We start from the raw sequence: 26,522 nt of genomic DNA on the forward strand, positions 1-26,522 counted from the left end.
GCCATGAACACCCCCAGGCGCGCCGCATCCCCGGTCCTTGCCGGCGTCCGCGCCGCCGCGACCGTGCTGGCGGCGGCGTTCGCGGGTGTCGTCGGCGCCGTCGCCTTCCTGTCGCTCCGCATCGCGCGACGGGCCGTGACCCCCGGCCCCCGGGTGGCCGACGTGGCGGTGCACGGGTTCGACACGGGCGCGCAGACCATCACCCTCTCGCGCACGCCCGACACGGTCCTCCCCGGCCGCTACGGACTGTTCACCGCGGGGTCGGAGCACTATCTCAAGCTCGGCGCCGTGCTCGCGGAGGACGGGGACCGGGTGCGTCGGAAGCTGCTCACCCAGGTCGGCTCGAGCACGCAGATCGGCCCGTACGCGGTCTTCAGCGGCTGGTACTACGAGCGCGCGGAGGAGCTGCACCTCCCCTTCACGACGGAGTTCATCGACGCCCCCGTCGGCCCGTGCCCCGCGTGGCTGTTCCCGGCGGAGGACCCTTCCGCAGACACCTGGGTCGTGGCCGTGCACGGTCGCGGGACGACCCGCGCCGAGGTGCTGAGGGCCGTGCCGGTGCTGCATGAGGCGGGGATGCCCGTGCTGTGCGTCTCCTATCGGAACGACGGAGAGGCTCCGGCCAGCAGGTCAGGACGATACGGGCTCGGCGCGACGGAATGGCGGGACGTGGACGCCGCGGTGGCGTGGGCTCTGGAGCACGGCGCGCTTCGCATCGTGCTCATGGGATGGTCCATGGGCGGAGCCATCGTTCTTCAGGAGGCGCTGAACTCTCCGCACTCCGCCGAGATCGCGGGGATCGTCCTGGAGTCGCCCGTCGTCGACTGGCGACTCGTGCTCGGCTATCAGGCGAGGGAGCTGCGCGTCCCCTCGCCGCTCACGCGCATCGCCATGGGCGCCCTGAGAGGGGGCTGGTCCTCCCGTGTCGTCCGCCGAGGGGACCCGATCTCCCTCGACGATCTCGACATCGTGGCCCGGGCACGCGAGCTGACCCATCCCATCCTGCTCCTCCACAGCGACGACGACGGCTTCGTGCCCGCCGAGGCGTCGCACCGGCTCGCCGCCGAGCGCCCTGACCTCGTGACGATGGAGTCGTTCCGCACGGCCCGGCACACGAAGCTGTGGAACTTCGACGAGCGGCGGTGGAACGGTGCCATCCGCGGGTGGCTGGCCGCCCGGGGGGTCGTGTCCGAGACGGCCCGGGGCGGCGCGGAGGCTTAGCCGCGCGCATCGGGCTCGCCCGATGCCGGCACGAGGAGGCGCCCGCGGGGCTCAGGCCAGCCGTGCCCGGATCTGGCGCTTGGCGCGCAGGAGCATGCCCGTCATCCCCGAGATGCGCAGCGGCGAGACCGCCCGCGTGAGACCGATCGTCTGCGGGAAGTCATCGGGGATGGCGAGGGCCTGCTCCGCGGAGAGGCCCGTGATCCCCTGCACGAGGATGCTTGCGAAGCCGCGCGTGGTCGGCGCAGCGGGCGGGGCCGTCGCATGCATCGCGACCGCCCCCTCCTCGTCGACCTCGAGGACGATGTACACGGGCGACTGGCATTCGGACACGCGCTCCGTCAGCTCCGGATGATCGGCGTAGCGATCGGGGAACGCGGGCAGCTCGTTCGCGAACTCGAGCAGCAGCTGGAGGCGATCGGGCTCGTCGATCTCGAGGAACTCGTCGCGGATCTCCGCAAGCGCGGTGGGAAGGGCGGTGTCGGCCATCCCGCCCAGACTACTTCGCGGGCGCCGTGCCCGGCTCCGCGCCCGCCACGATCGGGACGCGCACCGCGCTGCCCCACTCGGTCCACGACCCGTCGTAGTTGCGGACGCTCTCGAAGCCCAGGAGGTGCTTGAGCACGAACCAGGTGTGGCTCGACCGCTCGCCGATGCGGCAGTACGCGACGATGTCGTCGCCGTCGGACAGCCCGACCTCCTCGCGATAGATCGCCTCGAGCTCCGCGCGCGGCTTGAAGCCGCCGTCCTCCGCGACCGCCCGCGCCCACGGGACGTTGCGCGCCGTCGGGATGTGGCCCGCGCGCAGGGCGCCCTCCTCGGGGTAGGCGGGAGCCGTGGTGCGCTCCCCGGAGAACTCCTCCGGGGAGCGCACGTCGATGAGCGGGTTCCCCAGGTGCGCGAGCACGTCCTCCTTGAACGCCCGCAGCGTCGCGTCGTCGCGCTCGACGGCGGGATACTCGACCGGCTCGCGCGACGTCGGCTCCGTCGTGAGCTCGCGGCCTTCCGCGATCCACTTGTCGCGGCCGCCGTCGAGGAGGCGGACGTCGTCGTGCCCGAAGAGCGAGAACACCCACAGGGCGTAGGCCGCCCACCAGTTGTTCTTGTCCCCGTAGATGACCACCGTGTCGTCGCGGGCGATCCCCTTGCCTCCGACGAGCCGCGCGAAGCCCTCGCCGTCGACGTAGTCGCGCACGACGGGATCGTTGAGCTCCGTGTGCCAGTCGACCTTCACGGCGCCGGGGATGTGCCCGGTCTCGTAGAGCAGGACGTCCTCGTCGGACTCCACGACGACGAGACCCGGCTCGCCGAGATGCTCCGAGAGCCACTCCGTCGACACGAGCCGCACCGGCTCGGCGTACTCCGAGAACTTCTGCTGGGACGAGTCCTGTGCGACGGCCATGACTGCTCCTCGTTATCGTTGAGTCGATCCTGCCCCGAGCCTAAGCGCCGCGGGCCGCGTCGGCACGGCTCGTCCGTGCGGCGCGTAACCGACTGACATCTGAGGACACATGACCTCCACAGCGACCGAGATCGTCCACCTCGTCGACCGCCATCCGCAGCTGACGGGGGAGGAGATGCTCGCGAGCCTCGTCCCGCCGCCGCAGTTCCTCGATGCGACCTTCGCGTCGTATCGCGTGGACGACGCGTATCCGTCGCAGCAGGAGGCGAAGGAGGAGCTCGAGCTCTTCGCCTCCGGCGCGCAGCCGGCCAAGCGCGGCGGCCTCTTCTCGCGCAGGCCGAAGCTCCCCGAGATCAAGCCCGGGGTCTACCTCGACGGCGGGTTCGGCGTGGGTAAGACGCACCTGCTCGCATCGATCTACCACGCCGTCCCGGCCCGCCGGAAGTACTTCGGGTCCTTCATCGAGTACACCGCGCTGGTGGGCGCGCTGGGCTACAAGAACACCGTCGAGCTGCTGCGCGGGTCCGCGCTGCTGTGCATCGACGAGTTCGAGCTCGACGATCCGGGCGACACGATGGTCATGACGCGACTGCTCGGCGAGCTCGTCGCGTCCGGCACCCGCCTGGCGGCCACGAGCAACACCCCGCCGAACGCGCTGGGGGAGGGGCGCTTCGCGGCGCAGGACTTCCTGCGCGAGATCCACGCGATGTCCGACAGCTTCCGGACCATCCGCATCGACGGCGTGGACTTCCGTCAGCGCTCGCTCGACGGGCATGCGGCGGTGCTCACCGAGCCGGCGTACGGCGAGGCCCTGTCCTCGGTCGCCGGCTCGGTGTCGGACGACGGCTTCGACGATCTCGTCGCGCACCTCGCCCGCGTGCACCCCTCCCGGTACATCCGCCTCATCGAAGGCGTCGACGTCGTCGGCCTCCGCGGCGTGCGTCAGCTCACGGACCAGTCGGAGGCGCTGCGCTTCGTCGCCTTCGTCGACCGGGTGTACGACGCCCAGCTGCCCATCCGCGCGACGGGCATCCCCCTCGACGACGTCTTCGGGGCCGAGATGCTCTCCGGGGGGTATCGCAAGAAGTATCTCCGCGCCATCTCGCGTCTGGTCGCGTCAACCCACTCCTGACGCATCCCCACCCCCTTCGGAGGCGACGGAGGGGTTCCCGAAACATGATGTTTACCGGAGAGGGTCGTGTGTAACACGGCCGAAACGAGGTCCGCACCTGCGGGGTAACGCGGGATCGGGAGACTGAGGCAATCCGGTCGAGCGCACCATGTCGACCCGAAAGCTCACCGGTGTCCTGTTACCCGATCTGGAGAAACACATGGATAGCGGAAACACTGCGTGGCTCATCGCCGCCACGGCCCTCGTCCTCTTCATGACGCCCGGCGTCGCGTTCTTCTACGGCGGTCTCGTCAAGGCGAAGTCCGTCGTCAGCATGATGATGATGAGCTTCGGCGCCCTCGGTCTCGTCGCGGTGCTGTGGATCCTCTACGGCGCGAACATGAGCGCCGTCGAGAGCACGTGGGCATTCGCCGGCAACCCGTTCTCGGACTTCGGACTCGTGAGCATCGCGGAGGACAGCGACAGCCTGCTGGCGACCGCGTTCAGCGCGACGTTCGCCATCATCACGGTCGCCCTCATCTCGGGCGCCATCGCCGACCGCGCGAAGTTCGGCGCGTGGCTCGTGTTCGCCGGCATCTGGGCGACGCTGGTGTACTTCCCCGTCGCCGCATGGGTGTGGGGCGGCGGCTGGATCTTCAACCTCGGCTCCACGCTGTTCCCGGACGCGGGCGTGGAGGTCATCGACTACGCGGGCGGCACGGCCGTCCACATCAACGCCGGCGCCGCCGCCCTCGCCCTGGCCCTCGTGCTCGGCAAGCGCATCGGCTTCCAGAAGGGCATCCAGAAGCCGCACAACGTGCCGCTCGTCATGCTCGGCGCCGCGATCCTGTGGTTCGGCTGGTTCGGCTTCAACGCCGGCGCAGAGGGCACGGGCGCGCTGGGCACGGAGGACACCGTGGTGGGCCTCATCGTCATCAACACGCTCGGCGCCACCGCGGCGGCCGTGATCGGCTGGCTCATCATCGAGAAGGTGAAGGACGGCAAGGCGACCTCCGTCGGCGCGGCATCGGGCGCGGTGACGGGACTCGTCGCCATCACCCCGTCGTGCGCCAACCTCGCACCGGGATGGGCGCTCCTCCTCGGCATCGTCGCGGGTGCGGTCTGCGCGCTCGCGGTCGAGCTGAAGTGGAAGATCGGCTACGACGACTCGCTCGACGTCGTGGGCATCCACCTCGTCGGCGGCGTCATCGGAACCGTCTACCTCGGGTTCTTCGCGACCGACACGGGGCTGTTCCTCGGCGGCGGCTTCGAGCAGCTCGTGCTGCAGGTGATCTCGGCCCTCGCCGTTCTCGTGTACTCCTTCGTCGTGGCCTGGGTGCTCGGGTTCGCGATCGAGAAGACGATCGGCTTCCGCGTCAAGAACGAGGACGAGCTCGCCGGTGTCGACACCGTCGTGCACGGCGAAGAGGGCTACGCCCTCGAGGCCCGCTGAGTCCTCTCGCACTTCCTCTCGAGGGCGCCCCGGTCACCGTGACCGGGGCGCCCTCGCATGCGCGGGACGGGTGCGAAGCGGATTCACGTCGCCGAGGCGTCGCCGAGATATGGTGGCGTCGTGGCAGAGCAGGGGATCTTCAGAGCGCTGGCCGGTCTCGCGGCCGACGCGATCACGAAGGCGACACGGCGGCACGGCGGTCCGGGGAGGACGCGTCCTCCCGCGACCGGCCGGCCGCAAGCAGAAGCGGGCGCGAGCGGGCGCGACGACGCCTCTCCCGGCTCGCCCGGGGGCGTTCCGGGGACGCAGACGGTCGAGGCGGCGCCGGGGGATGTGCGGGACCTGCGCCTCGCCTACGGACCTGACCGAGACGGCGACCCGGATGCGGGGGAGATCGTGTGGACGTGGGTCCCGTACGCCGAGGGCGACGGGCGGGGCAAGGACCGTCCGGTGCTCGTGATCGCCCGGCAGTCGGCCGAGCGCGTGTACGCCGTGAAGCTCACGAGCCGGCCGCGCGACGGCGAGGAGGACTTCGTCTCGATCGGGACGGGTTCGTGGGACGCGCAGGGCCGCGAGTCATGGGCCGACCTCGACCAGCTCTACAGCGTGCACGCGAGCGGCATGCGACGGGAGGCGGCGGAGCTCGCTCCCGACCGTTTCTCGGCCGTGGCACGCGAGCTGGCGCGACGCCACGGGTGGCGGATGACCGCGTAGCGGCGCGCTCAGCCCTCCGACGCCTCGATCGCCCGCACGAGCGGGATGACGTCGCGGGCGAACCGCTCCATCTCGGGCAGGTGCGGGGAGAACTGCAGCAGGAAGACCTCGACGCCCGCGCGGGAGAACTCGACGACGCGCTCGGCGACCTGCCGGGGTGTGCCGACGAGGTTCGGACGAAGGCCGCGGTTCGAGACGGAGTAGTCGCGGAGGTCGACGGCGGTGTCCAGTTGCGACTTGCTGACGAAGTCCTGATACGACTCGTACGCCGGACCGCTGCGGACGTCCGTGATGCGCTCGAGCTCGGCGACCGCCTCCTCCTCGGTGTCGCGCACGATGGCGTACGCGGCCATGCCGAAGGTCTCGAAGGGCTCCCCGCCGAGCGCGGCGCGGCGGGATGCGAGGTCGGCGATCTTCGTGCGCAGCTCCTCGACGGTTCCGCCGTGGGTGAGATACGCGTCGGCGAAACGGGCGATCGCGTCCCGCCCGGCCTTGCTCTCGCCGCCGGCGTAGATGAGCGGCTGCACCTGGGGCTTGGGGGAGAGGCGGGTTCCTTCGAGGTCGTAGTACTCGCCGTGGAAGCTGAACGGCGTCTCGTTCCACAGCCCGCGGAGGATCTCGACGAACTCCGTGCTGCGCAGGTACCGGTCGTCGTGCGCGGAGAAGATGCCGCCGTACTGCCTGGCCTCCTCCGCCCACCACGCCGAGACGACGTTGAGGGTGAACCGTCCGCCCGTGATCTCGTCGATCGTGGCGGCGCGCTTCGCGGCGACCGCGGGCAGGTGATACCCGGGGCGCACGGCGGTGAGGATCTCCAGCCGCTCGGTGACCGCGCCGATCGCCGCCGCGAGCTCCCAGGCGTCGAGGCTCGGCGCGTCGACGCCCTTGATGTCGTTGAGGTTGAGCTCCGCGATGAGCGTGAGGTCGAATCCCACGGCCTCCGCGGTCCGAGCGATCCGCTTGACGTGCTCGAAGGTGACGGGCGTCTGCTCGTCCTCCACGTTGCGCAGCCATCCGCCGAAGACGGGTGTCCAATAGCCGAATCTCACTGCCATCGCCGGCTCCTCGTTCGTGGAAGAGAAAAGGCCCCGCGGTTTCGCGGGGCCTTCCTGTGGTGGGCGATGCCGGACTCGAACCGACGACCTCTTCCGTGTGAAGGAAGCGCGCTACCAACTGCGCCAATCGCCCAGGGTCTGGGCCTGTGCCGACCAGCGGCACGAGACACGAGCATACCCGATGACGGACGGCGACGACGAACGATCGCGCTCCGGCTCGCGTGTCATCCGGCGGCTCGCCCCGCCTGTGGGCAGACACGCCCGGATCGTGGACGTGGTTTGGCCGGTCGCCGAACGTGGGCTAATGTAGTCCACGTGCTCGGGGCCTGCTCCTGGGAACGAAATGCGGATGTAGCGCAGTGGTAGCGCATCACCTTGCCAAGGTGAGGGTCGCGAGTTCGAATCTCGTCATCCGCTCGAGTGCAGGGATCCCTCGTAGGGGATCTCGGCATGCGGGTTCGAAGCCCCCGCGGTGGCGTGGCCGAGAGGCGAGGCACCGGCCTGCAAAGCCGTTTACACGGGTTCGAATCCCGTCGCCACCTCGTCATAACTGAACAGCTCGTACGAGCGCGATTGGCGCAGCGGTAGCGCGCTTCCCTGACACGGAAGAGGTCACTGGTTCGATCCCAGTATCGCGCACCAGGAAGAACCCCCGGCGAGAGCCGGGGGTTCTCTCGTCTCGGAGCGAGAGCCTCAGAGGCTTTCCGTCGATGTCCCGGCGAGTCGGGCACGGACCCCCTCGGCATCGGGTGCGCCGAGGCGTTCGAACCGCGCCAACGCGGACGTCCAGTTCTCCCTGGCTCGCGCTGTCGAGCCGCGGGCGGCGGCGCAATCGCCCTCCGCAACGAGCGCGGAGGCGCGCGCGTGAGGATTGCTCGTCTCCTCGGAGATCTCCATCGCCGCGTGCGCGGCCTCCTCGGCTTGGGCGACGTCGCCCAGAGCGAGTCGGCACGACACCAAGGACAGCAGAATCTCCGTCTCGTGCTGCCTCATGCCGGTCGATCGAGCGGCCGCCAGCCCGCGGGCCAGCCACGGCAGTGCCTCCTCGTGGCGATCCCGCATGCTGAACGACCAGCCGATGTTGGAGCACGCCACGATCACGCCCTGAGTCATTCCGAGCTCTTCGAACTCTGCCAAGGCCCGCATCGCCTCCTGCTCCCCCGCGAGAGGATCCCGAAGCATCAGGAGGAGCTTTGCGAGATTGACCCGCCCCGTGGCCGCCCCGAGGCGGTCACCTGCCCGATGCCCGAGGTCGATTGACCGCTCGAGCGCCCGACGACTGTCGTCGAAGCGGCTCGACTGCCCGAAGAGGCGACCGAGATTGCTCCAGACGACGCCTTGCCGCGCGATGTCTCCGAGGAGTTCCGCACGGTCGAGCGCTGCGTGGTACCGCTCCTCCGCGCTCCTCGGATCGCCCTGGAGATCGAGGAGGGCGCCGAGCGCATTCTGCACGGTGAGATCCTCGCGGGCGTCGGCGACGACGAAGGGCTGTGCGGCGAGCAGCTCCGCCGCGGCCTCCTCGTGCCGCCCCAGGTACGCCAGCGTCGTCCCCAAGTCCACATGGGCCCTGCCCTCGCCGTCGGCGTCACCCGCATGAGACGCGAGCCGCAGCGCCTCGCGGTTGAGGGCGAGAGCCTCCTCGAGCCTGCCGGCGTGCTGCAGCCATCGGGTGATCGCCTCGGACATCGCCGTGAGGCGGGGTGAGTCCTCCTCCTCGGCCAGTTCGTGAGCGACGAGGAGGATGAGATCGAGCGCGCCCGTCAGGAAGGACGTCGCGCGATCCGGCGTCCAGTCGCTCACCTCGACGGGCGTCCGGGGCTGGCGCGGCTCGTCGCCGCGCGCACGCACGACCGCTCCGTGCGCGGACCATCCGCGCGCGACGATGCTGTCCGCGAGCCGCAGTCGGGCTGCTGTCCGCCACGACGGCGGGTCCTCCTCCCAGCTGATCTGTGCGAGCCGGACCCGCAGCAGGGCGTGCAGCTCGTACCGGTCGCGGCCGGAGCGCATCAGCACGCTTCTGCGGAGGAGGAGCTCGAGCGCGGGAAGGACGTCGTCGACGACATCGCGGGCGAGTGCCGCGATGCTCTCCTGATCGAGTGCGCCGGCAGGATGCGTCGCGAGAAGCCTCAGCAGCGTCCGCGCATGGTCGGGCAGCGCCTGGTAGGAGAGCGTGAACGCGTGGGACAGCGCGTCGTCGAGACGGAGGACGCGCTGACGCGCTGACGCGAGCTGGAGGTGGTCGGCGAGCTCCCACTCCGGCCGTGCGCGTATCCGTGCGGCCGTGAGCTCCACCGCCAGCGGCAGATGCGCCGCGGCATCGGCGAGCGCCGCCGCCGTGTCGGGGTCGGCATCGACCCGTGGGTCCTCTGCGACGGACCGCAGGAGCCGGATCGACTCTCCGGGGGCGAGCGGACCGAGCGGAATGCGCAGCAGGCCATCCGGCGCGTCGTCCGGGATCACGCGGCTCGTCACGATCACGGAGAGGCCCGAGGGATCGGGGAAGACCGCTCTCAGCTGTGCGTCGTCTGCCGCATCGTCGAGCACGACGACGCGAGCCTGCTCGATCAGGAGCTTACGCAGGAGGTCGGGACTCGCCTCGGGGCTCCCCGGCCCGCTGCGATGGCCCAGGAAGCGGAGGAGGGCGAGGACGATCGCACGCCCCTGCACCGGCGGCCCAGCGTCGCTGTGACCGCGCAGGTCGGCGAGCAGGACGCCCTGCGCCGCACCGGAGGCGACGAGACCGTGTGCGACGCGGTGCGCGAGTCGCGTCTTCCCCGCTCCGGGCATGCCGGAGATCCATGAGGCGAGACCCGGGGACGACAGGGCGCGGATCTCCTCCTGGCGTCCGACGAAGGCGGACTCGTCGGCAGGAAGTCGATCGGTGACCGCGACGATGGAGGATGCGGTGAGGCGCTGTTGGATGGACTCGAGCGAGGACGCCCAGAGCTCGACCTCGTCGTCGTCCGCTCCGAGGGCGCGCACGACATCGAGCACCAGCTCCATGTCGAAACGCTTGCGATCGTCGCGGAAGCAGTCGTAGACGGTCGAGCGCGAGACCGCCGCCACCGATCCGGGGCTCCCGCGCTCGGTGCGGAGCGCCTGGATGCGCCGGGCGATCTCGGCGTACGACGGCTGGCGGGCGCGCAGGCGACGGGCACGTAGCCGGTCTGCGATCTCGGAGAGTGCCAGAGGCGGGCCGTCCGCCGCGCGGCCGGTGGGCGTGCGAGGAGTCATGTGGTCCCTGTGAGCGATGGGGGCTGAGGACGGAGGCGATTTTAGCGTCGTTCCGCATCCGTCCGACGCCATACGTCGGCATGCGACGGCGCCCTTGTCCGGAACTGTCCGGGTTTCCGATCGGGCGGCGCCCACGCGCCAGAATGACGTCGCGGCGAGCCACCCGAGGCTCGCGACATGCGCGTCGGCGGCACCGCCGACAGGACGAGTCGGTATCGACCAAGAGAGCAGGATTATGACCACGGGACAGAAGCGCCGCGCCAGACGGCGATACGACGAAGGGACGCGACGGGGTCGTCTCATGAGCTGGGGAGCCCTCTCGGTCGCAGCGGGGCTCGTCCTGGCGGGAGTCGCGCCCGCGGCGCATGCGGTGTCGAGGGTCTCCACGGATGCGCTCGGTGGGACGACGGCGGAGACGCCGTCGGTCTCGCTCGGCGCGGACGCCGTGTCGGCATGGGAGGTCGCACGCAGCGGCATCCAGGTCGAGGGCACGGGATTCGGACCGGGCGCGGCGGTGACGGCGTCCATCGACGGGGTCGACGGCGGCCAGTTCACCGCGGATGAACAAGGACGCGTGAGTCTCACGCTCACCGTCGAGCTCAGTTCGGGAACGCACACGGTCGCGCTCGTCTCCGGGGATCAGAGTGCCTCGGCCTTGTTCGAGATCGTGCCGGACGAGGAGTTCTACGCCGACGAGATCGGCGCCTATGAGGACGCTTATGCGTGGGCGTCTCGCCGCGTGGTGACCGAGAGCGAGCTCGCAGAAGCACCCGTCGAGCTGATCGGGCGCGAACTGCCGGCGGGTTCGTCCGTCGAGCTGCGGGTCGACGACGAGACGGTCGACGTTCTCACGTCGAACTCCATCGGACGCGTCGACGGACTGCTGTCCGCGCCGCTGGCGATCGGCGAGCACGCCGTGTCCTTCGTGCATCCCGCCGCGAGCGTCTCGGTCCTTCTCGACGTCGTCTCAGACGCGCAGGGCGATCCCGCTCCCGCCGGCGTCTACGAGGGCGAGTCGTGGACCACACGGGTCGGCGGCAGAGACTACGCGGACATCTCGCCCGATCCCTGGCGATTCCCGGTCGAGCTCGAGATCGGAGAGGACGGGGAGCTGAGCCGGTTCTCGACGCAGTTCTGGTGGGCGTGTCGCGAGAACGCCCTGACGGGCACCTCCGACTTCGTGCTCCCCGACGCGGGAGCTCCGACGGTCGGACAGCCGTTCGAGATCCGCTGGGGGGACGCAGGCTTCGACTACACGCTGTTCGGCGTGATCGGGGCGGACGGAGAGGCGTCGGGCTATGGGCAGGCAGACCACGGTGCATGCGGAGTGCACGAGTTCGCGTGGACGGCGAGCACCGAGGTCGGGCCCGCGCCGGACCCGGAGCCTACTCAGGCGCCGACCCCGGACCCCGAGCCCACGCCCACTCCGGACCCGGAGCCTACTCAGGCGCCGACCCCGGACCCCGAGCCCACCCAGGCGCCCGAGCCGGAGCCCACGGGGGAGCCGGGAGACCCGAACGGTCAGATCCCTCAGGAGACCCCGAGCCGTGACGCCCTTCCCGACGACCTCCAGGGTGCGATCGTCGCTCCTGCGACTGCGCAGGAGGGCGCGACGATCCGCGTGGGCGTCGGAGCGGAGATCGCGGGTCAGCGCATGGGAGTCTGGCTCTTCTCCGACCCGGCGTACCTGGGCGCGCACACGCCCGCGGCGGATGGCACGGCGCGGGTGACGCTTCCCGGAGGGACGACGGGTGAGCACGTGATCGCGGCGTACGCCGCCGACGGCTCGCCGATCGGCTGGACGACGATCTCGATCGTCCCGGCGGGCGTCGACCCGGACGGCGAGCTCGCCCCGACGGGTGAGAGTCCTCTTCCGGCGGTGCTCGCGCTCGCGGGCGCCCTGGTCGTGGGATCGTCCGCCGTCGTCATCGGGTCGCTCCGGCGGAGCCGTTCGCGGAGCGCTCGCGTCTGATCGGAGACGTCCACGCAGGAGATGGGCCGGAGCGCGAGCACGCTCCGGCCCATCCGCGCGTCGCAGAGGTCGTCGCCGCTCGCGTGGCGCTCGGCGCCGACAGCGGGCGCGGCCGCCAGACGACGGAGGCGCCTGCCAGGATGACCGCGACCGCTCCGGCGAGCGCCCCGACGACCGGTCTCCTGCGGCCTCGTGGCGCGGGCTCAGCGCTCGGGGGAGGTCCCGACGACGCTGCCTCCTCGCTGCCGTCCCGCCCGTCGGTGGACGACGCCTGCGGAGCCGATGCGACATGCCCCATCCGTGCCGGCGTGCACGTGCCCTCGGGTGGGCGGGCCCCGGAACTAGGATGGTCGGGTGACCACCGGATTCGATCTGTACCCCGACAGGAACGTCGTCGCCATCCGCGTCGACGGCGAGCTCAAGGACCTCGCCACGGAGATCGGCGAGACGGAGGCGACGGAGCCGGTCACGATCGACAGCCCGGACGGGCTGGCCGTCCTGCGGCACTCGACGGCCCACGTCCTCGCCCAGGCGGTGCAGAGGATCAATCCGAAGGCGAGGCTCGGCATCGGCCCCTTCATCGCCGACGGCTTCTATTACGACTTCGGCGTGGACGAGCCGTTCACTCCCGACGACCTCAAGGCCGTCAAGAAGGAGATGCAGCGCATCGTCAAGGACGGCCAGCGCTTCGTGCGCCGGGTCGTCACCGACGACGAGGCACGCGCCGAGCTCGCCGACGAGCCGTTCAAGCTCGAGCTCATCGGGCTCAAGGGCGGCACGAAGGAGGCGGCCGAGGGCGCGAACGTCGAGGTCGGCGCCGGCGAGCTGACGATCTACGACAACGTCGACCCGAAGACGGGCGAGACGCAGTGGAAGGACCTGTGCCGCGGGCCCCACGTGCCCTCGACACGCGTGCTCGGCAACGGCTGGGACATCGTGCGGATCGCCGGAGCCTACTGGCGGGGGAGCGAGAAGAACCCCCAGCTCCAGCGCATCTACGGCACCGCGTGGCCGACGAAGGACGACCTGAAGGCGTACCAGGACCGCCTCGCCGAGGCCGCGCGCCGCGACCACCGGAAGCTCGGGCGCGAGCTCGACCTGTTCTCGTTCCCGGACGAGATCGGCTCGGGGCTCTCCGTGTGGCATCCGAAGGGCGCGATCGCGCGCGGCGAGATGGAGCAGCACGCACGCCGCCGCCACATCGCGGAGGGCTACAGCTACGTCTACACGCCGCACATCACGAAGAAGGACCTCTTCGTGACCTCCAACCACCTCGTCACCTACGCCGACGGCATCTGGCCGCCGATCCGGATGGACGAGGAGCGCGACGAGGACGGCAACGTCACGAAGCAGGGCGTCGACTACTACCTCAAGCCGATGAACTGCCCCATGCACATCCTCATCTACAAGGAGCGGGCGCGCAGCTACCGCGACCTCCCGCTGCGGCTGGCGGAGAACGGCACGGTGTACCGCAACGAGCTCTCCGGCGCGCTGCACGGCCTCACCCGCGTGCGGGGCTTCACGCAGGACGACGCGCACCTGTTCGTGACCCCCGACCAGCTGGAGGCCGAGACGACGAAGGTGCTCGAGTTCGTCCTGTCCCTCCTGAAGGACTTCGGTCTCGAAGACTTCCGCCTCGAGCTCTCCATGCGCGACGACGAGAAGTCGAAGTGGATCGGCGACGAGGCGGTCTGGGAGACCGCGACGGACGCGCTGCGGCGCGTGGCGCGGTCCACAGGTCTGAGCCTCGTGGAGGAGCCGGGCGAGGCGGCGTTCTACGGTCCGAAGATCGACCTCAAGGTCACCGACGCGCTGGGCCGGTCCTGGCAGCTCTCGACCGTGCAGCTCGACTTCAACCTCCCGGAGCGCTTCGAGCTCGAGTACACGGCCGCCGACGGGTCGAAGCAGCGCCCGATCATGATCCACCGCGCGCTGTTCGGCTCGGTCGAGCGGTTCTTCGCGATCCTCCTCGAGCACTACGCGGGCGACTTCCCGCTCTGGCTCGCGCCGTCGCAGGTCGTGGGCGTGCCCGTCGCCGACGAGTTCGGCCCGTATCTGGACGAGGTGACGGAGAAGCTCGTCCGCGCAGGCGTGCGTGCGGAGGTCGACCGCTCCGACGACCGCATGCAGAAGAAGATCCGCACGCATACGACGGGCAAGGTCCCGCTCATCCTCATCGCGGGGGAGCAGGACCGCTCGGCGGGCACGGTGTCGTTCCGCTTCCGCGACGGCTCGCAGCGCAACGGCGTGCCGATCGACGAGGCCGTCGCGCTCGTGCAGGCGGCGATCGACGGGAAGAAGCTCGTGCTGACCGACGAGGACCTCTGACATGACGACCGAGGACGAGGCCCGGGAGGAGTTCGCACGTCTCGAGCCGTCATCGGACTTCGCCTCGTCGTCCGACGCGTTCCAGCGCCTGTGGACGCCGCATCGCATGGCGTACATCACCGCGGGCGCGGATGCGAACCGCGGGTCGTCGTGCCCGTTCTGCGCGGCCCCGGGCAAGTCCGACGAGGACGGCCTGATCGTCCATCGCGGCGAGCACGCGTTCGTCCTGCTGAACCTCTTCCCGTACAACTCCGGGCATCTGCTCGTCTGCCCGTATCGTCACATCGGGCTCTACGACGAGGCCGACCCCCACGAGACAGCCGAGATCGCCTATCTCACCCAGACGGCGATGCGCGTGCTGCGGCGGGTCTCGCGGTGCGACGGCTTCAACGTCGGGATGAACCAGGGGGCGGTGGCGGGCGCGGGCGTGGAGGAGCACCTGCACCAGCACATCGTGCCGCGATGGACGAGCGACGCGAACTTCCTCCCGGTCATCGCCAAGACGAAGGCGTTGCCGCAGCTCCTCGGCGAGGTGAGGGAGGCCGTCGCGGACGCCTGGCCGGACGAGAGCTGAGGGCCCCTCTCAGCGGTCGCCCGCCCGGACGGCGGCGACGGCCGCCTCGAGATCGGCGGCGAGGGACTCTGCCCCGTCGTCGTCGAGGTCGTGCACGGTGACGCGCAGGTGGGGCGACGGCGCGCCGGTGTCGGCGAGCCGGAACTCGTCGCCGGTGCGCGCGAGCCAGCCGCGGCGCGCGAGATGCTCCGACACCGGGCGGGCGGCGACCGGCAGCTCCGCCCAGAGGCTGAGCCCGTCGCCGGGCGAGGCCGCGATGCCGTGCCGTGCGAGGCGTGCGACGAAGGCGCTGTTCCGCTCGGCGTAGTGCGCGCCCGCGCGGGAGATCGCCGACACGACCTCCTCGTCCGTCACGAGCGCGTGCACAAGACGCTGCAGCAGGTGGCTCACCCAGGTCGTCCCGGGGCTCAGCCGCATCGCCAGGCGCTCTGCGGTCTCGGGATCGGAGGCGGCCACGGCCAGGCACATGTCCGGGCCGAGGAACTTCGACACCGAGCGGACGAGCGCCCAGCGCCGGTGGTCCGGGCCGATGAGCGAGTGGAAGGGCCGCTGCGACAGCATCGAGAAGTGATCGTCCTCGACGACGAGGACATACGGATGGTCGCGGAGCACGGCGCGCAGCTCGGCGGCGCGACGTCCGGTCAGGGCGGCGCCGGTGGGGTTCTGGCCGCGCGGCGTGCACACGACGGCACGCACGCCGTCCGCGAGGGCGGCGCGGAGCCCGTCCACGGTCATCCCCTCCGCGTCCACCGGGACCGGCACCGCACGGTATCCGCCCAGGCGCGCCGTGTGGATGCTCGCGAGGAAGCACGGGTCCTCGAGCGCCACGGCGTCGTCCCGCACGAGGGCCTGGGCGAGCAGGCGCTCGACGGCGTCGACCGCGCCGCTGGTCACCGTGAGCGCCATGCGATCGGCGGGAGCGAGGTCCGGGGCCATCCATCCGGTCGCCCACGCCTCCAGGCCGGGATCGATGACCGGCTCGCCGTAGAGGACGGGGCGTCCGGCGACCCCGGCGAGCGCGGCGGACGGGTCGGGGATGAGCCGGGGGTCGGGATTGCCGCTTCCGACGTCGCGGAGGGCGCCGTCGCCGCCGTATCCTTCCTGGGCGATGCCAGGCCTCCCCACGACGCGGGTGCCGCCACGACCGAGAGCCACGACGAGGCCGGCCTGTGCCAGCTGCCGGTACGCGGCGATCGCCGTGTTGCGGTTGATCCCGAGCCGCTCGGCGAGGGCGCGCACCGGGGGCAGCGTGTCTCCCGGGGCCAGCGCGCCTCGCTCCAGCAGCGCACGCACGCTGTCGGCGACCTCCGCCGCCGTCCGCCCGCTGATCGCGCCGTTCATGTCCTCGCCCTTCGCCTCATCGAGTGTAGGGGGCGTGCTCATGCTAGCTTTTGGCCTAGGTCAATATTCCGATCGATCCCCTGCCGTCCTCGCGGGACGGCGACGTGAGAGGAACCCCATCGTGTCCACTGCCACCGGAACGGCGCGCGTCAAGCGCGGTCTCGCCGAGATGCTCAAGGGCGGCGTCATCATGGACGTCGTCACGGCGGAGCAGGCGCGCATCGCAGAGGACGCCGGCGCCGTCGCCGTCATGGCTCTCGAGCGCGTGCCCGCGGACATCCGCGCCCAGGGCGGTGTGGCGCGCATGAGCGCCCCCGACCTCATCGACGAGATCGTCGCGTCGGTGTCCATCCCGGTCATGGCGAAGGCGCGCATCGGCCACATCGTCGAGGCGCAGGTCCTCCAGGAGCTCGGCGTCGACTACATCGACGAGTCGGAGGTGCTCTCGCCCGCCGACTACGTCAACCACATCGACAAGTGGGGGTTCACGGTCCCGTTCGTGTGCGGTGCGACGAACCTCGGGGAGGCGCTGCGGCGCATCTCGGAGGGGGCCGCGATGATCCGCTCGAAGGGGGAGGCCGGCACGGGAGACGTCTCGGAGGCGACCAAGCACATCCGCCGCATCACGGGCGACATCAACGTGCTCCGCTCGAAGACCAAGGACGAGCTCTACGTCGCCGCCAAGGAGCTGCAGGCCCCCTACGAGCTCGTCGCCGAGGTCGCCGCGACCGGGAGGCTCCCCGTCGTGCTCTTCACCGCGGGAGGCGTCGCGACCCCGGCGGACGCCGCGCTCATGATGCAGCTGGGCGCGGACGGCGTCTTCGTCGGCTCCGGGATCTTCACGTCCGGCGATCCCGCCCGGCGGGCGGCCGCCATCGTGAAGGCGACGACGTTCTTCGACGACCCCCGCGTGATCGCCGAGGCGTCGCGCGGTCTGGGCGAGGCCATGGTCGGCATCAGCGTGGCCGATCTGCCCGCTCCCCACCGGCTCGCCGATCGCGGCTGGTGACGGATGGCCGATGTCCGCGTCGGCGTGCTCGCGCTCCAGGGCGATGTCCGGGAGCACGTCGTCCTGCTGACGCATCTCGGCGCCGACGTCGTCCGCGTGCGGCGTCCTGAGCAGCTCGAGGGCATCGACGGGCTCGTGCTCCCGGGAGGGGAGTCGAGCGTCATCGACACGCTCGCGCGCGCCTTCGGCCTGCGTGATCCGGTCGTCGCGGCGATCGCCGACGGGATGCCCGTGTACGGCACGTGCGCGGGGCTCATCCTGCTCGCCGACCGCCTGAGCGACGGCATCGCGGGGCAGCGGACCTTCGGCGGGCTGGACGCGACCGTCCGCCGGAACGCGTTCGGAGGCCAGGCCGAGTCGTTCGAGACGGAACTCGACGTGCCGGCCGTCGGATCATCGGCGGTCCGCGCGACGTTCATCCGCGCACCGGTCGTGGAGTCCGTCGGACCGGCGGCGACGCCGCTCGCGACGCTGCCGGACGGCCGGATCGTGGCGGTCGAGCAGGGGCCGATCCTGGGCACCGCCTTCCATCCCGAGGTGTCGGGGGAGGAGCGCTTCCACCGGAGGTTCCTCGATCGTGTCCGCGAGGCCGTCTGAGTCCGCGCGGCACTCAGCCGGGGGTCAGCGCAGCTGGCGGACGGCGAACTCCATGCGGGGGTGCGCGAAGTGCTCCTGCGCCTGCACCAGCTGGAGCTCCTTGTCGCCCACGGCGTACGTCTGCTCGAGCAGGCCGAACACGCTCGACGAGGTGCGCGCCAGCGCCTCGGGCGCAGAGCCCGTCGCGACGTAGTGCGAGGTGAAGAGGGCCGCGGTGACGTCGCCGGAGCCGTTGGCCTTCATGTCCAGGAACGGCGTCTGCACGATCCAGGCGCCGGAGTCGTCGACGACCATCATCTCGATCGTGCCCTCCGGCCGGTCCGGGCGCTCGACGGAGGTGACGAGCACCGTGCGCGGCCCGAGCTCCCGCGCGAGGTCGGCGGAGGCGAGCGTCGACTCGATCGTGTCGGGGCTCGTCTCCGTGAGGAAGCCCAGCTCGAACTGGTTGGGCGTGATGACGTCGGCGACCGGCACGACCCGTTCGCGCAGCAGCCCGGGGATGGCGGGCGCCACGAAGCAGCCGGACTTCGCGTTGCCCATGACGGGATCGCACGCGTACACGGCCGCCGGGTTCGCGGCCTTGACGCGGGCGACCGCGTCGATGATCACATCGGCGATGCCCTCGCTGCCCTGGTAGCCCGACAGGACGGCGTCGAGGGAGGGGAACGCGCCTCGCTCCTCGACGCCCGTGATCACCTCTGCGACGTCGGCGGGCGGGATGAGGGGGCCTCGCCAGGCGCCGTAGCCGGTGTGGTTCGAGAAGTTCACCGTGTAGACAGGCAGCACCTCGACTCCGATGCGCTGCATGGGGAAAACGGCCGCCGAGTTGCCCGCGTGGCCGTATGCCACAGCCGACTGGATCGAGAGGATCTTCATCCTGCGATCATCCCATCCTCCGCGGGTGTCGTCCGAACCCCGACCGTGGTGGAATGGGGGCATGGCAGCTCGGGGGAGGTCGTCGCGCCGCGCGCTCGCGTTCGCGGCCGGCATCGTCGCGCTCGTCGCGGCGATCGCGGCGATCGCCATCGTCGTCGGTCTCGGACGGGAGGACGCCACCGTGGCGGAGGAGACGCCGTCGCCGACGGTGTCAGCGACGCCGACGCGCGCTCCCACCCCCGAGCCGACCCCGACGCCGACGGGGTTCCCGGAGAACACGGCGTCGTACGATCCGGCTTCCCTCCAGGTCGTGGAGGTCTTCGAGGTCAACGGCGCGCTCCCGGTGGACGACGACCCCTATGGGGAGACGGCGGGGGTCTCGGCCCAGCCGATCGAGGCGGGCGCTCCCGTCTTCGCCGATCCCGAGGGCGAGCCCGTGGCGTACCTGCCGCGCGCGCAGCACTTCGAGGGGACGATCGTCCCCGTGGTCGAGCAGCAGGAGCACTGGGTGCGCGTGCTGCTCGTCGGCCGGCAGAGCGTGCCGTCTGCGGGGGACTCCGGCCAGGTCACCGGCTGGCTGCGGACCTCCGACGTCGAGCTGACCGAGAATCCGTACCGCGTGGAGGTCAGCCTGTCGGAGCGGACGATCGACGTCGCGACCGACGAGGGGACGGAGCGCGTCGCCGAGGACTTCGCGTTCGGGGCCGCCGCGACGCCGACGCCCCTCGGCCGGTCGTTCATCATGATGACGAGGACGGCGTCCCTCGCGTACACGCGCGGTCACCCTCTCGTGTACCTGTCGGTGCAGTCGCCGACCCTCGACGGGTTCGACGGGCAGTCCGTCGCCGTCACCGCGTTCCACTACCACGACGTGCGCTCGGGTGCGATCTCGAACGGCTGCATCCGGCTGGACGAGGCGGCGATCTCACGGCTGGCCGAGCTCCCGGCGGGCACGCCCGTCTACATCCGCGACTGATCGACGCGAGTAGCGTGGACGGGTGCCTCAGCCCGCCGCTCACATCCCCGCCGTCCCCGAATCGGGCACCCGCCGCATCTACGAGCTCGCGCTCACGCTGGACGATCCGCTCATGCTCGTCGTGGGGGAGCCCGACGACGCCGTCCCGGAGCACGTCCGGGAGGCCGCGCGGGCGGCGTGGAGCCGGGACGACACGGACTACGCCCCCAACGGGGGCATCCCGGCGCTCCGTCGCGCGATCGTCGAGAAGCTCGCGCGCGAGAACGGGTTCGAGGCCGACGTCGACCAGGTGTGGGTGACGGTCGGCGGGACGCAGGCCATCGCCCAGGCGCTGACGATCGCGCTCGGGGCCGGCGACGAGGTGCTCGTCCCCGACCCCGGCTACACGACGTTCACGATGTATCCGCGGTCGATCGGGGCCGTCCCCGTCCCGTATCCGCTGCGCGCGGAGGACGGCTTCGTCCCCCGGCTCCCGCAGCTCGAACGGCTCGTCACCGAGCGCACGAGGGCGATCATCGTGAACTCGCCGTCGAATCCGCTCGGCGTCGTGTTCGACGAGGCGACGCTGGAGGAGCTCGTCGCGTTCGCCGCCCGTCACGATCTCTGGATCGTCAGCGACGAGGTGTACGAGCACTTCACCTGGTCCGGCCCCCACGTCTCGGTCGCCGCCGTGGCGGCCAGGACGGGCGACCAGGAGCGCGTGCTCAGCGTCTTCTCGACGTCGAAGAGCCATGCCATGACCGGCGCGCGGGTCGGCTGGCTCGTCACGCCGCCGGGCTTCGGCGGCACGATGCGCGCGCTGCAGGAGGCGACGATCGCCTGCGTCGCCACGCCCGACCAGCACGCGGCCGTCGCGGCGCTGACGGGCGGTGACGCGCACATCCGTGCCGCCCGCGACCGCTATCGCGCGCACATCGAGCTCGCCGCCGCGCTGCTGGACGCCCGGGGCTTCCGCTATCACCGTCCGGAGGGGGCGTTCTATCTGTGGATCGACGTCTCGCACGCGTCGGAGGGCGACGTCGCGGGATGGGCGCAGCGGTTCCTGCTCGAAGCGCGCGTCGCCGTGGCTCCCGGCACCGCCTTCGGACGGGCCGGGGAAGGATGGATCCGGATCTGTCTCGCCGCCGCGCCCGAGGTCGTCCGCACGGCCATCGAGCGTCTCCCGTCTCCCCGGCACGAGCCGGCGGGCGCGAGAGAATAGAATCGGAGGAGGCCTGCGCGTCGAGCGCGCGGTCTCGCAGTCAGACGAGCGGGAGTTTTATGTCCGGGCATTCCAAGTGGGCCACGACGAAGCACAAGAAGGCGGCCATCGACGCCAAGCGCGCGAAGTCGTGGGCCAAGCTCATCAAGAACATCGAGGTCGCGGCGAAGCTGGGCGGTCCCGACCTCCAGGGCAACCCGACTCTCTTCGACGCCGTCCTGAAGGCGAAGAAGACATCCGTCCCGAAGGACAACATCGACCGCGCGATCAAGCGCGGCGCCGGGATCGGCGGGGAGTCGGTCGAGTACTCGTCGATCATGTACGAGGGATACGCCCCCGGCGGCATCGCGGTGCTCATCGAGTGCCTCACCGACAACAAGAACCGTGCGGCCGCAGAGGTGCGCACCGCGATGACGCGCAACGGCGGCAACATGGCGGACCCCGGCAGCGTCGCGTACAACTTCGAGCGCAAGGGCGTCATCGTCGCCTCGGCGGAGGGCACGACGGAGGACGACGTGATGCTGGCCGCGCTCGAGGCGGGCGCGCAGGAGGTCGAGCCGCATCCCTCGGGGTTCGAGATCGTGACCGAGGCGAGCGACATGGTCGCCGTCCGCACGGCGCTCCAGGAGGCGGGCATCGAGTACGAGTCGGCCGACGCGGAGTTCGTGCCGAACCTCAGGGTCGAGGTGGACGCCGAGACCGCGCGCAAGGTCTTCCGCCTCATCGACGCGCTGGAGGACAGCGACGACGTGCAGAACGTCTTCACGAACATCGATCTCGCCCCGGAGGTGCTGGCCGAGCTCGAGGACGACGAGTAGGCCGGACCCGGGAGAACGGCGGGAGGGCGGGGACGAGGAGTCCCCGCCCTCGCTGCGTCATGCGACGGATGTCGGCGATGCGGGGGACAATGGAGGGATGGGGCGCGCGGATGGGACGGGTCGGCTCGTCTCCGCCGAGGGCGCGGACGACGCCGGCACGGGGATCCTCCATGTCGACATGGACGCGTTCTACGCCGCGGTGGAGGTTCTCGACGACCCGACCCTGAAGGGCAAGCCGCTCATCATCGGCGCTCCGGACGGCCGCTCGGTGGTGTCGAGCGCGTCCTACGAGGCGCGCCGCTACGGGGTCCGGTCGGCGATGCCCGTGAGCCAGGCGATCCGCCTCTGTCCCCATGCGCTCATCGTCCCGCCGCATTCCGACCGCTATCGCACCGTGTCGCGGCAGGTGATGGAGATCTTCCGCAGCATCACCCCCCTCGTCGAGCAGCTGTCGATCGACGAGGCGTTCCTCGATGTGCGGGGGTCGCGCCGCCTCTGGGGCAGCCCGGCGGAGATCGCCCGCCTGATCCGGCGACGGGTGGCGGCGGAGACCGGGATCACCTGCAGCGTCGGCGTGGCGGCGACCAAGCACGTGGCGAAGATGGCGTCGACGATCTCGAAGCCCGACGGACTGCTCGTCGTGCCGGGTGCGCAGACGCTCGACTTCCTCGCGGCGCGTCCCGTCCGGGCGATGTGGGGCGTCGGACCGAAGGCCGCGGAGGTGCTGGAGGGACGCGGGATCCGGACGATCGGCGATCTGCGGGAGACTCCCGAGCACGTGCTCGCCCGCGCCGTCGGGCCTGCGGGGGCTGCGCGTCTCAGCGCCCTCTCCCGCGGCGAGGACGCCAGGGAGGTCGAGACCTCTCGCGCGGAGAAGAGCATCTCGCACGAGGAGACCTTCCACACCGACGTCGACGACCTCGACGTGCTGCGTGCCGAGCTGCTGCGGCTCGGCGATCGCGTCGCGGTGCGCCTGCGGCGCGGAGGACTGGAGGCGGGAGGCGTCGCGATCAAGGTGCGTTTCGCGGACTTCGCGACGATCACGCGCTCTCAGGCGCTCTCCGAGCCGACGGCGTCAGGACAGCGCATCGGGGAGGGTGCGCGGGAGCTTCTGGCCGCCGTCGACCTGCGCCAGCCCGTGCGTCTCATCGGGGTCAGGGCCGAGCGGCTGCGTCCGGCGGGCTCGTCGGCGCTCGCGCTGTGGGACGAGGACGAGGACTGGAAGCGCCTGGAGGGGACTCTCGACGACGCCACCGCGCGCTTCGGCGACGGCGTCGTGACGCGGGCGGCGTTCCTCGGCAGGGCCGAGCGCTTCCCGCAGGTGCCCGCGGCGCCCCGCCCGCCCGAGGATTCGGACTGACAGGACGGCCCCGCCGCGGTAGCGTGGGGTCATGCCCAACATCGCAGTCGAACTCGGCAAGGTCTCCGCAAGCCTCGGCGTCACCACGGCGTACGGCGAGCCGCAGGAGGTCGGCGGCGAGCAGTTCGTGCCCGTCGCCGCCACCTGGACCGGCTTCGGCGGGGGATCGGATGACGCGGGCAACGGCGGTGGCGGCGGCGGTGGCTTCTCAGCCCCCATCGGCGCCTATGTGCGTCGCGACGGCCAGCTGCGCTTCGAGCCGAACGTGATCGCGCTCCTCGCGGTCGGCGTGCCGTTCGTGTGCGTGGCCGGCCGTGCGCTGACCAAGCTCGTCCGTGCCCTCAAGAAGTAGCACGTCCGCTTCGAGGACGGTCTCGTTCGAGGCCGCCGTCCGCGACGTCGTCGCCCTGGTCGCGGAGCGCGCGGCGGATCGTCTCGTCATCGACGGGCGCAGCGGGGCGGGGAAGACGACGCTCGCGCGCCGGGTCGCGGCGGAGTGGCCGTCGACGGGTGCGCCGCAGGTCGTGTCGCTCGATGAGCTCTACCCCGGCTGGGGCGGCCTGCGGGAGGGCGGGGCGCTCGCCCGCGCTCTGGTCCTGGAGCCCCACCATCGCGGTGAGGCCGGGGCGTACCGCCGTTTCGACTGGGCGCGGGGCACCTTCGCCGGACCGCTCGTGGTGGTCGACCCCTCCCTCCCTCTCGTCGTGGAGGGGTGCGGGGCTCTTGCCGAGACCGTCGCGGAGCTGGCCGACGCCTCGCTGTGGATGGACGGTCCCGAGGCGCAGCGCCGCCGCCGCGCCCTCGTCAGGGACGGCGGCGGATTCGAGCGCCACTGGTCGATGTGGGCCGATCAGGAGGACGCGCACATCGCGCGAGAGCGCCCCGACCGTCTCGCGCAGCTCGCCCTCAGCGTGATCTGAGGGCGCTCATCCCTCGTCGGCGGCCTGGACGAGCCCGTCGAGGCGGTAGCCGAGCCAGTCGTAGAGCGCGAAGCGCGGATCCTCCTCGTCATGGTCCTCCGCCGTCTCGATGCCGAGCCTGCTGGCGAGGACGAGGCGCACCGCGGCGAGCGTCCGCAGCCATGCGTCGAGCGCGTCTCCCTCGATCGGGACGTCGACGGGCGACAGCGCCTCCTCGAGTCGGGCCTCCTCGACGGTGTCGAGATCCCGCAGCACGGTCGCCGCGTCGTGCCACCGGCGTCCGAGCAGATCGCCGCGCGTGAGATCGCGGAACTCGCGCGCCGCATCGGCATCGTCGGGATACGCGTCCGGCGCGAGCCGGTCGAGCGCGGGGTCGGGCTCGCTCTGCGTCGCTTCGACGAGCGACGAGAACTGCTGGACGAGGGCGCGCAGGTGCGCGGCCTCGATGCGCGTCAGCGTGAGGATCACGAGCCGTCCGGTCATGTCGCTGCGATCCTCACATCGGGGCCTTTCTCACGGTGGCCCACAGGCCGTAGTCGTGCATCGCCTGGGCATGCAGCTCCATCTGCTCGCGTGCGCCCTCCGCGACCACGGCGTGTCCGTCGTGATGGACCGACAGCATCAGCCGCGTCGCGCGGTCCTCGTCATAGCCGAAGTACGTGCGGAAGACGCGGACGACGTAGCTCATGAGGTTCACGGGGTCGTCCCACACGACGGTCTGCCAGGGGACGTCCGCGGCCGGGGCCACGATCTCGTCGACCTCCTCGGCGACCTCGGGCGACGCGAAGGCCGTCAGCGCGGCGCTCATGCCCAGCCCAGCTCGTGGAGTCGGTCGTCGTCGATGCCGTAGAAGTGAGCGATCTCGTGGACGAGGGTCGTGTGCACCTCGTCGCGCAGCTGGGCCTCGTCCGCGCACCGCGCGAGATGGGGCTCGCGGTAGACGACGATCCGGTCCGGGAGCTCGCCCATCCCGTAGCGCTCGCGTTCGGTGAGCGCGAGCCCGTCGTACAGACCCAGAAGGCCGAGGGTGCCGTCCTCCGGGCGGCCCTCCACGACGAAGACGACGTTGTCGAGGCCCTCGACCATCTCGTCGGGGAGCTGATCGAGCTCGTCCACGACGAGCGCCTCGAAGACCTCGGCATCCATGTGCATCATCGGCCTCCGATCCTATCGGCGGCTCGGCTCGGAAGACGGAGGAAGCTCCTCACCCGCGGGGATGAGGAGCTTCTTCCCATGGGGTGGCTAACCGGGCTTGAACCGGCGACCTCCTGGACCACAACCAGGCGCTCTACCGACTGAGCTATAGCCACCATGGTGTCCCGAACGCTCGGGGCAACTTCACTATTCTGTCACACGTTCTGCCCGAATGACGAAACGACCGAGGTCGCGATGTCGCGTGCCTCCTCCGAGGCCGGGCCGGGCTCGGGGACGAAGACGGCGCGACGATAGTAGGCGAGCTCGCGGATCGATTCGAGGATGTCGGCGAGCGCGCGGTGTCCGCCGTCCTTGCCGGGAGCCTGGAAGTAGGCGCGGGGATACCAGCGGCGGGAGAGCTCCTTCACGCTCGACACGTCGACGTTGCGGTAGTGCAGATGTCCGTCCACGCGAGGCATGTACGTCGCGAGGAACATGCGGTCGGTGCCGATCGTGTTGCCCGCCAGGGGAGCCTTGCGCTCCTGCGGAACGAAGCGGCGGATGTACTCGAGCGACCGGCGCTCGGCCTCCTCGAGGCTCACCCCCTCGGGGATCTCGTCGAGGAGTCCGGATGCGCGATGCATCGACGTCACGAACTCGCCCATGTGGTCGAGGGCCTTCTGCGACGGCTTGATCACGAGCTGGAGGCCGGGATCGAGGACGCGGAGGTCGAAGTCGGTCACGACGATCGCGATCTCGACGAGCTCGTCGACCGCGACGTCGAGGCCGGTCATCTCGCAGTCGATCCAGACGAGTCGGTCGTTCTCAGAGGCGTTCACCATCCCGCCAGCCTATCGACGGGCGGGGACAGTGCGCTGCATGGTCCCCCAGGCACGATTCGAACGTGCGACCTGCGAATTAGAAGTTCGTTGCTCTTCCGCTGAGCTACTGAGGGTCGCATTCAAGGGTAGCGCGTGCGCCGCCGCCGCTCGGCTCGGCGATGTCCTTCCGTGCTGCTCGGCGTTCTCGCGCACAGGCGTTGCGACGGTTTCTGCACGGCTCGCAGGTGCAGCCTCTCCTCCCCTTGCTGCCTCCTCCGGGCGGCACCGTCCGGTCCGTAGGCGTGCTGACGGCGGGTGCGGGGACCTGATCGCCGCGCCCCGCGAGATGCTTCCGGAACCCGCCTCGCTCGGCGCCTCGACGCCGATGGCGGTTGTCGTTCTCGT

Annotated in this window: 25 protein-coding genes and 6 tRNA genes; 18 read left to right on the forward strand and 13 right to left on the reverse strand. The window is 70.9% G+C overall.

Annotated features, from left to right (window positions below; all coding sequences use genetic code 11):
• The first annotated feature begins 3 nt into the window (after window positions 1-3).
• A complete protein-coding gene (locus N8K70_RS07650) occupies window positions 4-1,221 on the forward strand; it encodes an alpha/beta hydrolase family protein (RefSeq protein WP_317141001.1) in 1,218 nt (405 codons plus the stop codon).
• A 51-nt stretch (window positions 1,222-1,272) separates the two neighbouring features.
• Here N8K70_RS07650 and N8K70_RS07655 read toward each other — a convergent pair whose 3' ends face one another.
• Both N8K70_RS07655 and N8K70_RS07660 read right to left on the reverse strand, forming a co-directional pair.
• Window positions 1,273-1,710 carry a SufE family protein gene (locus N8K70_RS07655; protein WP_317141002.1) on the reverse strand — a complete coding sequence of 146 codons (438 nt, stop codon included), beginning with the start codon at window positions 1,708-1,710 and terminating at the stop codon, window positions 1,273-1,275.
• Window positions 1,711-1,720: 10 nt separating this feature from the next.
• Window positions 1,721-2,623, reverse strand: a complete 903-nt coding sequence (locus N8K70_RS07660) for a sulfurtransferase (protein ID WP_317141003.1) — start codon at window positions 2,621-2,623, stop codon at window positions 1,721-1,723.
• Window positions 2,624-2,732: 109 nt separating this feature from the next.
• Here N8K70_RS07660 and zapE point away from each other — a divergent pair, with 109 nt between their 5' ends.
• From zapE to N8K70_RS07675, 3 genes are all read left to right on the forward strand, one after another.
• Window positions 2,733-3,755, forward strand: coding sequence for a cell division protein ZapE (gene zapE / locus N8K70_RS07665; RefSeq protein WP_317141004.1), 1,023 nt, complete (start codon window positions 2,733-2,735; stop codon window positions 3,753-3,755).
• 199 nt (window positions 3,756-3,954) lie between these two features.
• On the forward strand, window positions 3,955-5,187 hold the full coding sequence (locus tag N8K70_RS07670) for an ammonium transporter (protein WP_317141005.1): 1,233 nt from the start codon (window positions 3,955-3,957) through the stop codon (window positions 5,185-5,187).
• Window positions 5,188-5,307: 120 nt separating this feature from the next.
• Window positions 5,308-5,901 carry a type II toxin-antitoxin system PemK/MazF family toxin gene (locus N8K70_RS07675; protein WP_317141006.1) on the forward strand — a complete coding sequence of 198 codons (594 nt, stop codon included), beginning with the start codon at window positions 5,308-5,310 and terminating at the stop codon, window positions 5,899-5,901.
• A gap of 8 nt (window positions 5,902-5,909) precedes the next feature.
• Here the strand turns inward: N8K70_RS07675 and N8K70_RS07680 are convergent, their stop codons facing one another.
• Together N8K70_RS07680 and N8K70_RS07685 are read right to left on the reverse strand one after the other, a co-directional pair.
• Window positions 5,910-6,956: an LLM class flavin-dependent oxidoreductase gene (locus N8K70_RS07680; protein WP_317141007.1), complete on the reverse strand. Its 1,047-nt coding sequence runs from the start codon at window positions 6,954-6,956 to the stop codon at window positions 5,910-5,912.
• Window positions 6,957-7,013: 57 nt separating this feature from the next.
• Window positions 7,014-7,089 (reverse strand) — tRNA-Val (locus N8K70_RS07685).
• Between the two features lie 212 nt (window positions 7,090-7,301).
• Here N8K70_RS07685 and N8K70_RS07690 point away from each other — a divergent pair.
• The 3 genes from N8K70_RS07690 (at window position 7,302) to N8K70_RS07700 (ending at window position 7,598) form a co-directional block, all read left to right on the forward strand.
• Window positions 7,302-7,373, forward strand: a tRNA-Gly gene (locus N8K70_RS07690).
• 54 nt (window positions 7,374-7,427) lie between these two features.
• Window positions 7,428-7,498, forward strand: a tRNA-Cys gene (locus tag N8K70_RS07695).
• A gap of 25 nt (window positions 7,499-7,523) precedes the next feature.
• A tRNA-Val gene (locus N8K70_RS07700) sits at window positions 7,524-7,598 on the forward strand.
• 51 nt (window positions 7,599-7,649) lie between these two features.
• Here the strand turns inward: N8K70_RS07700 and N8K70_RS07705 are convergent.
• Entirely contained in the window at window positions 7,650-10,262 is a 2,613-nt protein-coding gene (locus N8K70_RS07705; protein ID WP_317141008.1) for a hypothetical protein, read from the reverse strand.
• Between the two features lie 229 nt (window positions 10,263-10,491).
• Between N8K70_RS07705 and N8K70_RS07710 the strand changes: the two genes are divergently transcribed.
• The 3 genes from N8K70_RS07710 to N8K70_RS07720 all read left to right on the forward strand — a co-directional run bounded on the left by N8K70_RS07710 (window position 10,492) and on the right by N8K70_RS07720 (window position 15,064).
• The gene (locus N8K70_RS07710) at window positions 10,492-12,162 is read left to right on the forward strand and encodes a hypothetical protein (RefSeq protein ID WP_317141009.1); all 1,671 of its coding nucleotides are present in this window, start codon (window positions 10,492-10,494) and stop codon (window positions 12,160-12,162) included.
• Window positions 12,163-12,516: 354 nt separating this feature from the next.
• On the forward strand, window positions 12,517-14,490 hold the full coding sequence (thrS, locus tag N8K70_RS07715; protein ID WP_317141010.1) for a threonine--tRNA ligase: 1,974 nt from the start codon (window positions 12,517-12,519) through the stop codon (window positions 14,488-14,490).
• Window position 14,491: 1 nt separating this feature from the next.
• Entirely contained in the window at window positions 14,492-15,064 is a 573-nt protein-coding gene (locus N8K70_RS07720) for an HIT family protein (RefSeq protein WP_317141011.1), read from the forward strand.
• Window positions 15,065-15,073: 9 nt separating this feature from the next.
• On the opposite strand, the gene N8K70_RS07725 is transcribed toward N8K70_RS07720, so the two are convergent.
• The gene (locus N8K70_RS07725) at window positions 15,074-16,405 is read right to left on the reverse strand and encodes an aminotransferase class I/II-fold pyridoxal phosphate-dependent enzyme (RefSeq protein WP_317141194.1); all 1,332 of its coding nucleotides are present in this window, start codon (window positions 16,403-16,405) and stop codon (window positions 15,074-15,076) included.
• A gap of 118 nt (window positions 16,406-16,523) precedes the next feature.
• Between N8K70_RS07725 and pdxS the strand changes: the two genes are divergently transcribed.
• A complete protein-coding gene (pdxS, locus tag N8K70_RS07730) occupies window positions 16,524-17,414 on the forward strand; it encodes a pyridoxal 5'-phosphate synthase lyase subunit PdxS (protein WP_317141195.1) in 891 nt (296 codons plus the stop codon).
• Window positions 17,415-17,417: 3 nt separating this feature from the next.
• Complete coding sequence (gene pdxT / locus N8K70_RS07735; RefSeq protein WP_317141012.1) at window positions 17,418-18,011, forward strand: pyridoxal 5'-phosphate synthase glutaminase subunit PdxT; 594 nt, start codon at window positions 17,418-17,420, stop codon at window positions 18,009-18,011.
• Between the two features lie 24 nt (window positions 18,012-18,035).
• Here pdxT and pdxY read toward each other — a convergent pair whose 3' ends face one another.
• Window positions 18,036-18,887: a pyridoxal kinase PdxY gene (pdxY, locus tag N8K70_RS07740; protein ID WP_317141013.1), complete on the reverse strand. Its 852-nt coding sequence runs from the start codon at window positions 18,885-18,887 to the stop codon at window positions 18,036-18,038.
• A 61-nt stretch (window positions 18,888-18,948) separates the two neighbouring features.
• On the opposite strand from pdxY, the gene N8K70_RS07745 reads away from it, so the two are divergent.
• From N8K70_RS07745 to N8K70_RS07770, 6 genes are all read left to right on the forward strand, one after another.
• Window positions 18,949-19,863: a L,D-transpeptidase gene (locus N8K70_RS07745; protein ID WP_317141014.1), complete on the forward strand. Its 915-nt coding sequence runs from the start codon at window positions 18,949-18,951 to the stop codon at window positions 19,861-19,863.
• A 22-nt stretch (window positions 19,864-19,885) separates the two neighbouring features.
• Window positions 19,886-21,064, forward strand: coding sequence for a pyridoxal phosphate-dependent aminotransferase (locus tag N8K70_RS07750; protein WP_317141015.1), 1,179 nt, complete (start codon window positions 19,886-19,888; stop codon window positions 21,062-21,064).
• A gap of 59 nt (window positions 21,065-21,123) precedes the next feature.
• Window positions 21,124-21,882: a YebC/PmpR family DNA-binding transcriptional regulator gene (locus tag N8K70_RS07755; RefSeq protein ID WP_317141016.1), complete on the forward strand. Its 759-nt coding sequence runs from the start codon at window positions 21,124-21,126 to the stop codon at window positions 21,880-21,882.
• Window positions 21,883-21,979: 97 nt separating this feature from the next.
• Window positions 21,980-23,242 (forward strand): DNA polymerase IV, encoded by a 1,263-nt coding sequence (locus N8K70_RS07760; protein WP_317141017.1) that lies wholly within the window; start codon window positions 21,980-21,982, stop codon window positions 23,240-23,242.
• A 31-nt stretch (window positions 23,243-23,273) separates the two neighbouring features.
• A complete protein-coding gene (locus tag N8K70_RS07765; protein WP_317141018.1) occupies window positions 23,274-23,594 on the forward strand; it encodes a hypothetical protein in 321 nt (106 codons plus the stop codon).
• Window positions 23,578-24,162, forward strand: a complete 585-nt coding sequence (locus tag N8K70_RS07770) for a nucleoside/nucleotide kinase family protein (RefSeq protein WP_317141019.1) — start codon at window positions 23,578-23,580, stop codon at window positions 24,160-24,162. Before N8K70_RS07765 ends, N8K70_RS07770 begins: the two co-directional genes overlap by 17 nt.
• Before the next feature lie 6 nt (window positions 24,163-24,168).
• On the opposite strand, the gene N8K70_RS07775 is transcribed toward N8K70_RS07770, so the two are convergent.
• The 6 genes from N8K70_RS07775 to N8K70_RS07800 all read right to left on the reverse strand — a co-directional run bounded on the left by N8K70_RS07775 (window position 24,169) and on the right by N8K70_RS07800 (window position 26,251).
• On the reverse strand, window positions 24,169-24,645 hold the full coding sequence (locus N8K70_RS07775; RefSeq protein WP_317141020.1) for a DUF2017 family protein: 477 nt from the start codon (window positions 24,643-24,645) through the stop codon (window positions 24,169-24,171).
• 13 nt (window positions 24,646-24,658) lie between these two features.
• Window positions 24,659-24,970: an ATP-dependent Clp protease adapter ClpS gene (gene clpS, locus N8K70_RS07780; RefSeq protein WP_317141021.1), complete on the reverse strand. Its 312-nt coding sequence runs from the start codon at window positions 24,968-24,970 to the stop codon at window positions 24,659-24,661.
• Window positions 24,967-25,317: a metallopeptidase family protein gene (locus N8K70_RS07785; protein WP_317141022.1), complete on the reverse strand. Its 351-nt coding sequence runs from the start codon at window positions 25,315-25,317 to the stop codon at window positions 24,967-24,969. The genes clpS and N8K70_RS07785 overlap by 4 nt, the downstream gene beginning before the upstream one ends.
• A 79-nt stretch (window positions 25,318-25,396) precedes the next feature.
• A tRNA-His gene (locus N8K70_RS07790) sits at window positions 25,397-25,472 on the reverse strand.
• A 39-nt stretch (window positions 25,473-25,511) separates the two neighbouring features.
• Window positions 25,512-26,138 (reverse strand): oligoribonuclease, encoded by a 627-nt coding sequence (gene orn, locus N8K70_RS07795; protein WP_317141023.1) that lies wholly within the window; start codon window positions 26,136-26,138, stop codon window positions 25,512-25,514.
• 38 nt (window positions 26,139-26,176) lie between these two features.
• Window positions 26,177-26,251: transfer RNA gene (locus tag N8K70_RS07800), tRNA-Arg, on the reverse strand.
• Window positions 26,252-26,522: the final 271 nt, after the last annotated feature.

Source organism: Microbacterium sp. AB, assembly GCF_032878875.1.
GTDB lineage: Bacteria > Actinomycetota > Actinomycetes > Actinomycetales > Microbacteriaceae > Microbacterium > Microbacterium betulae.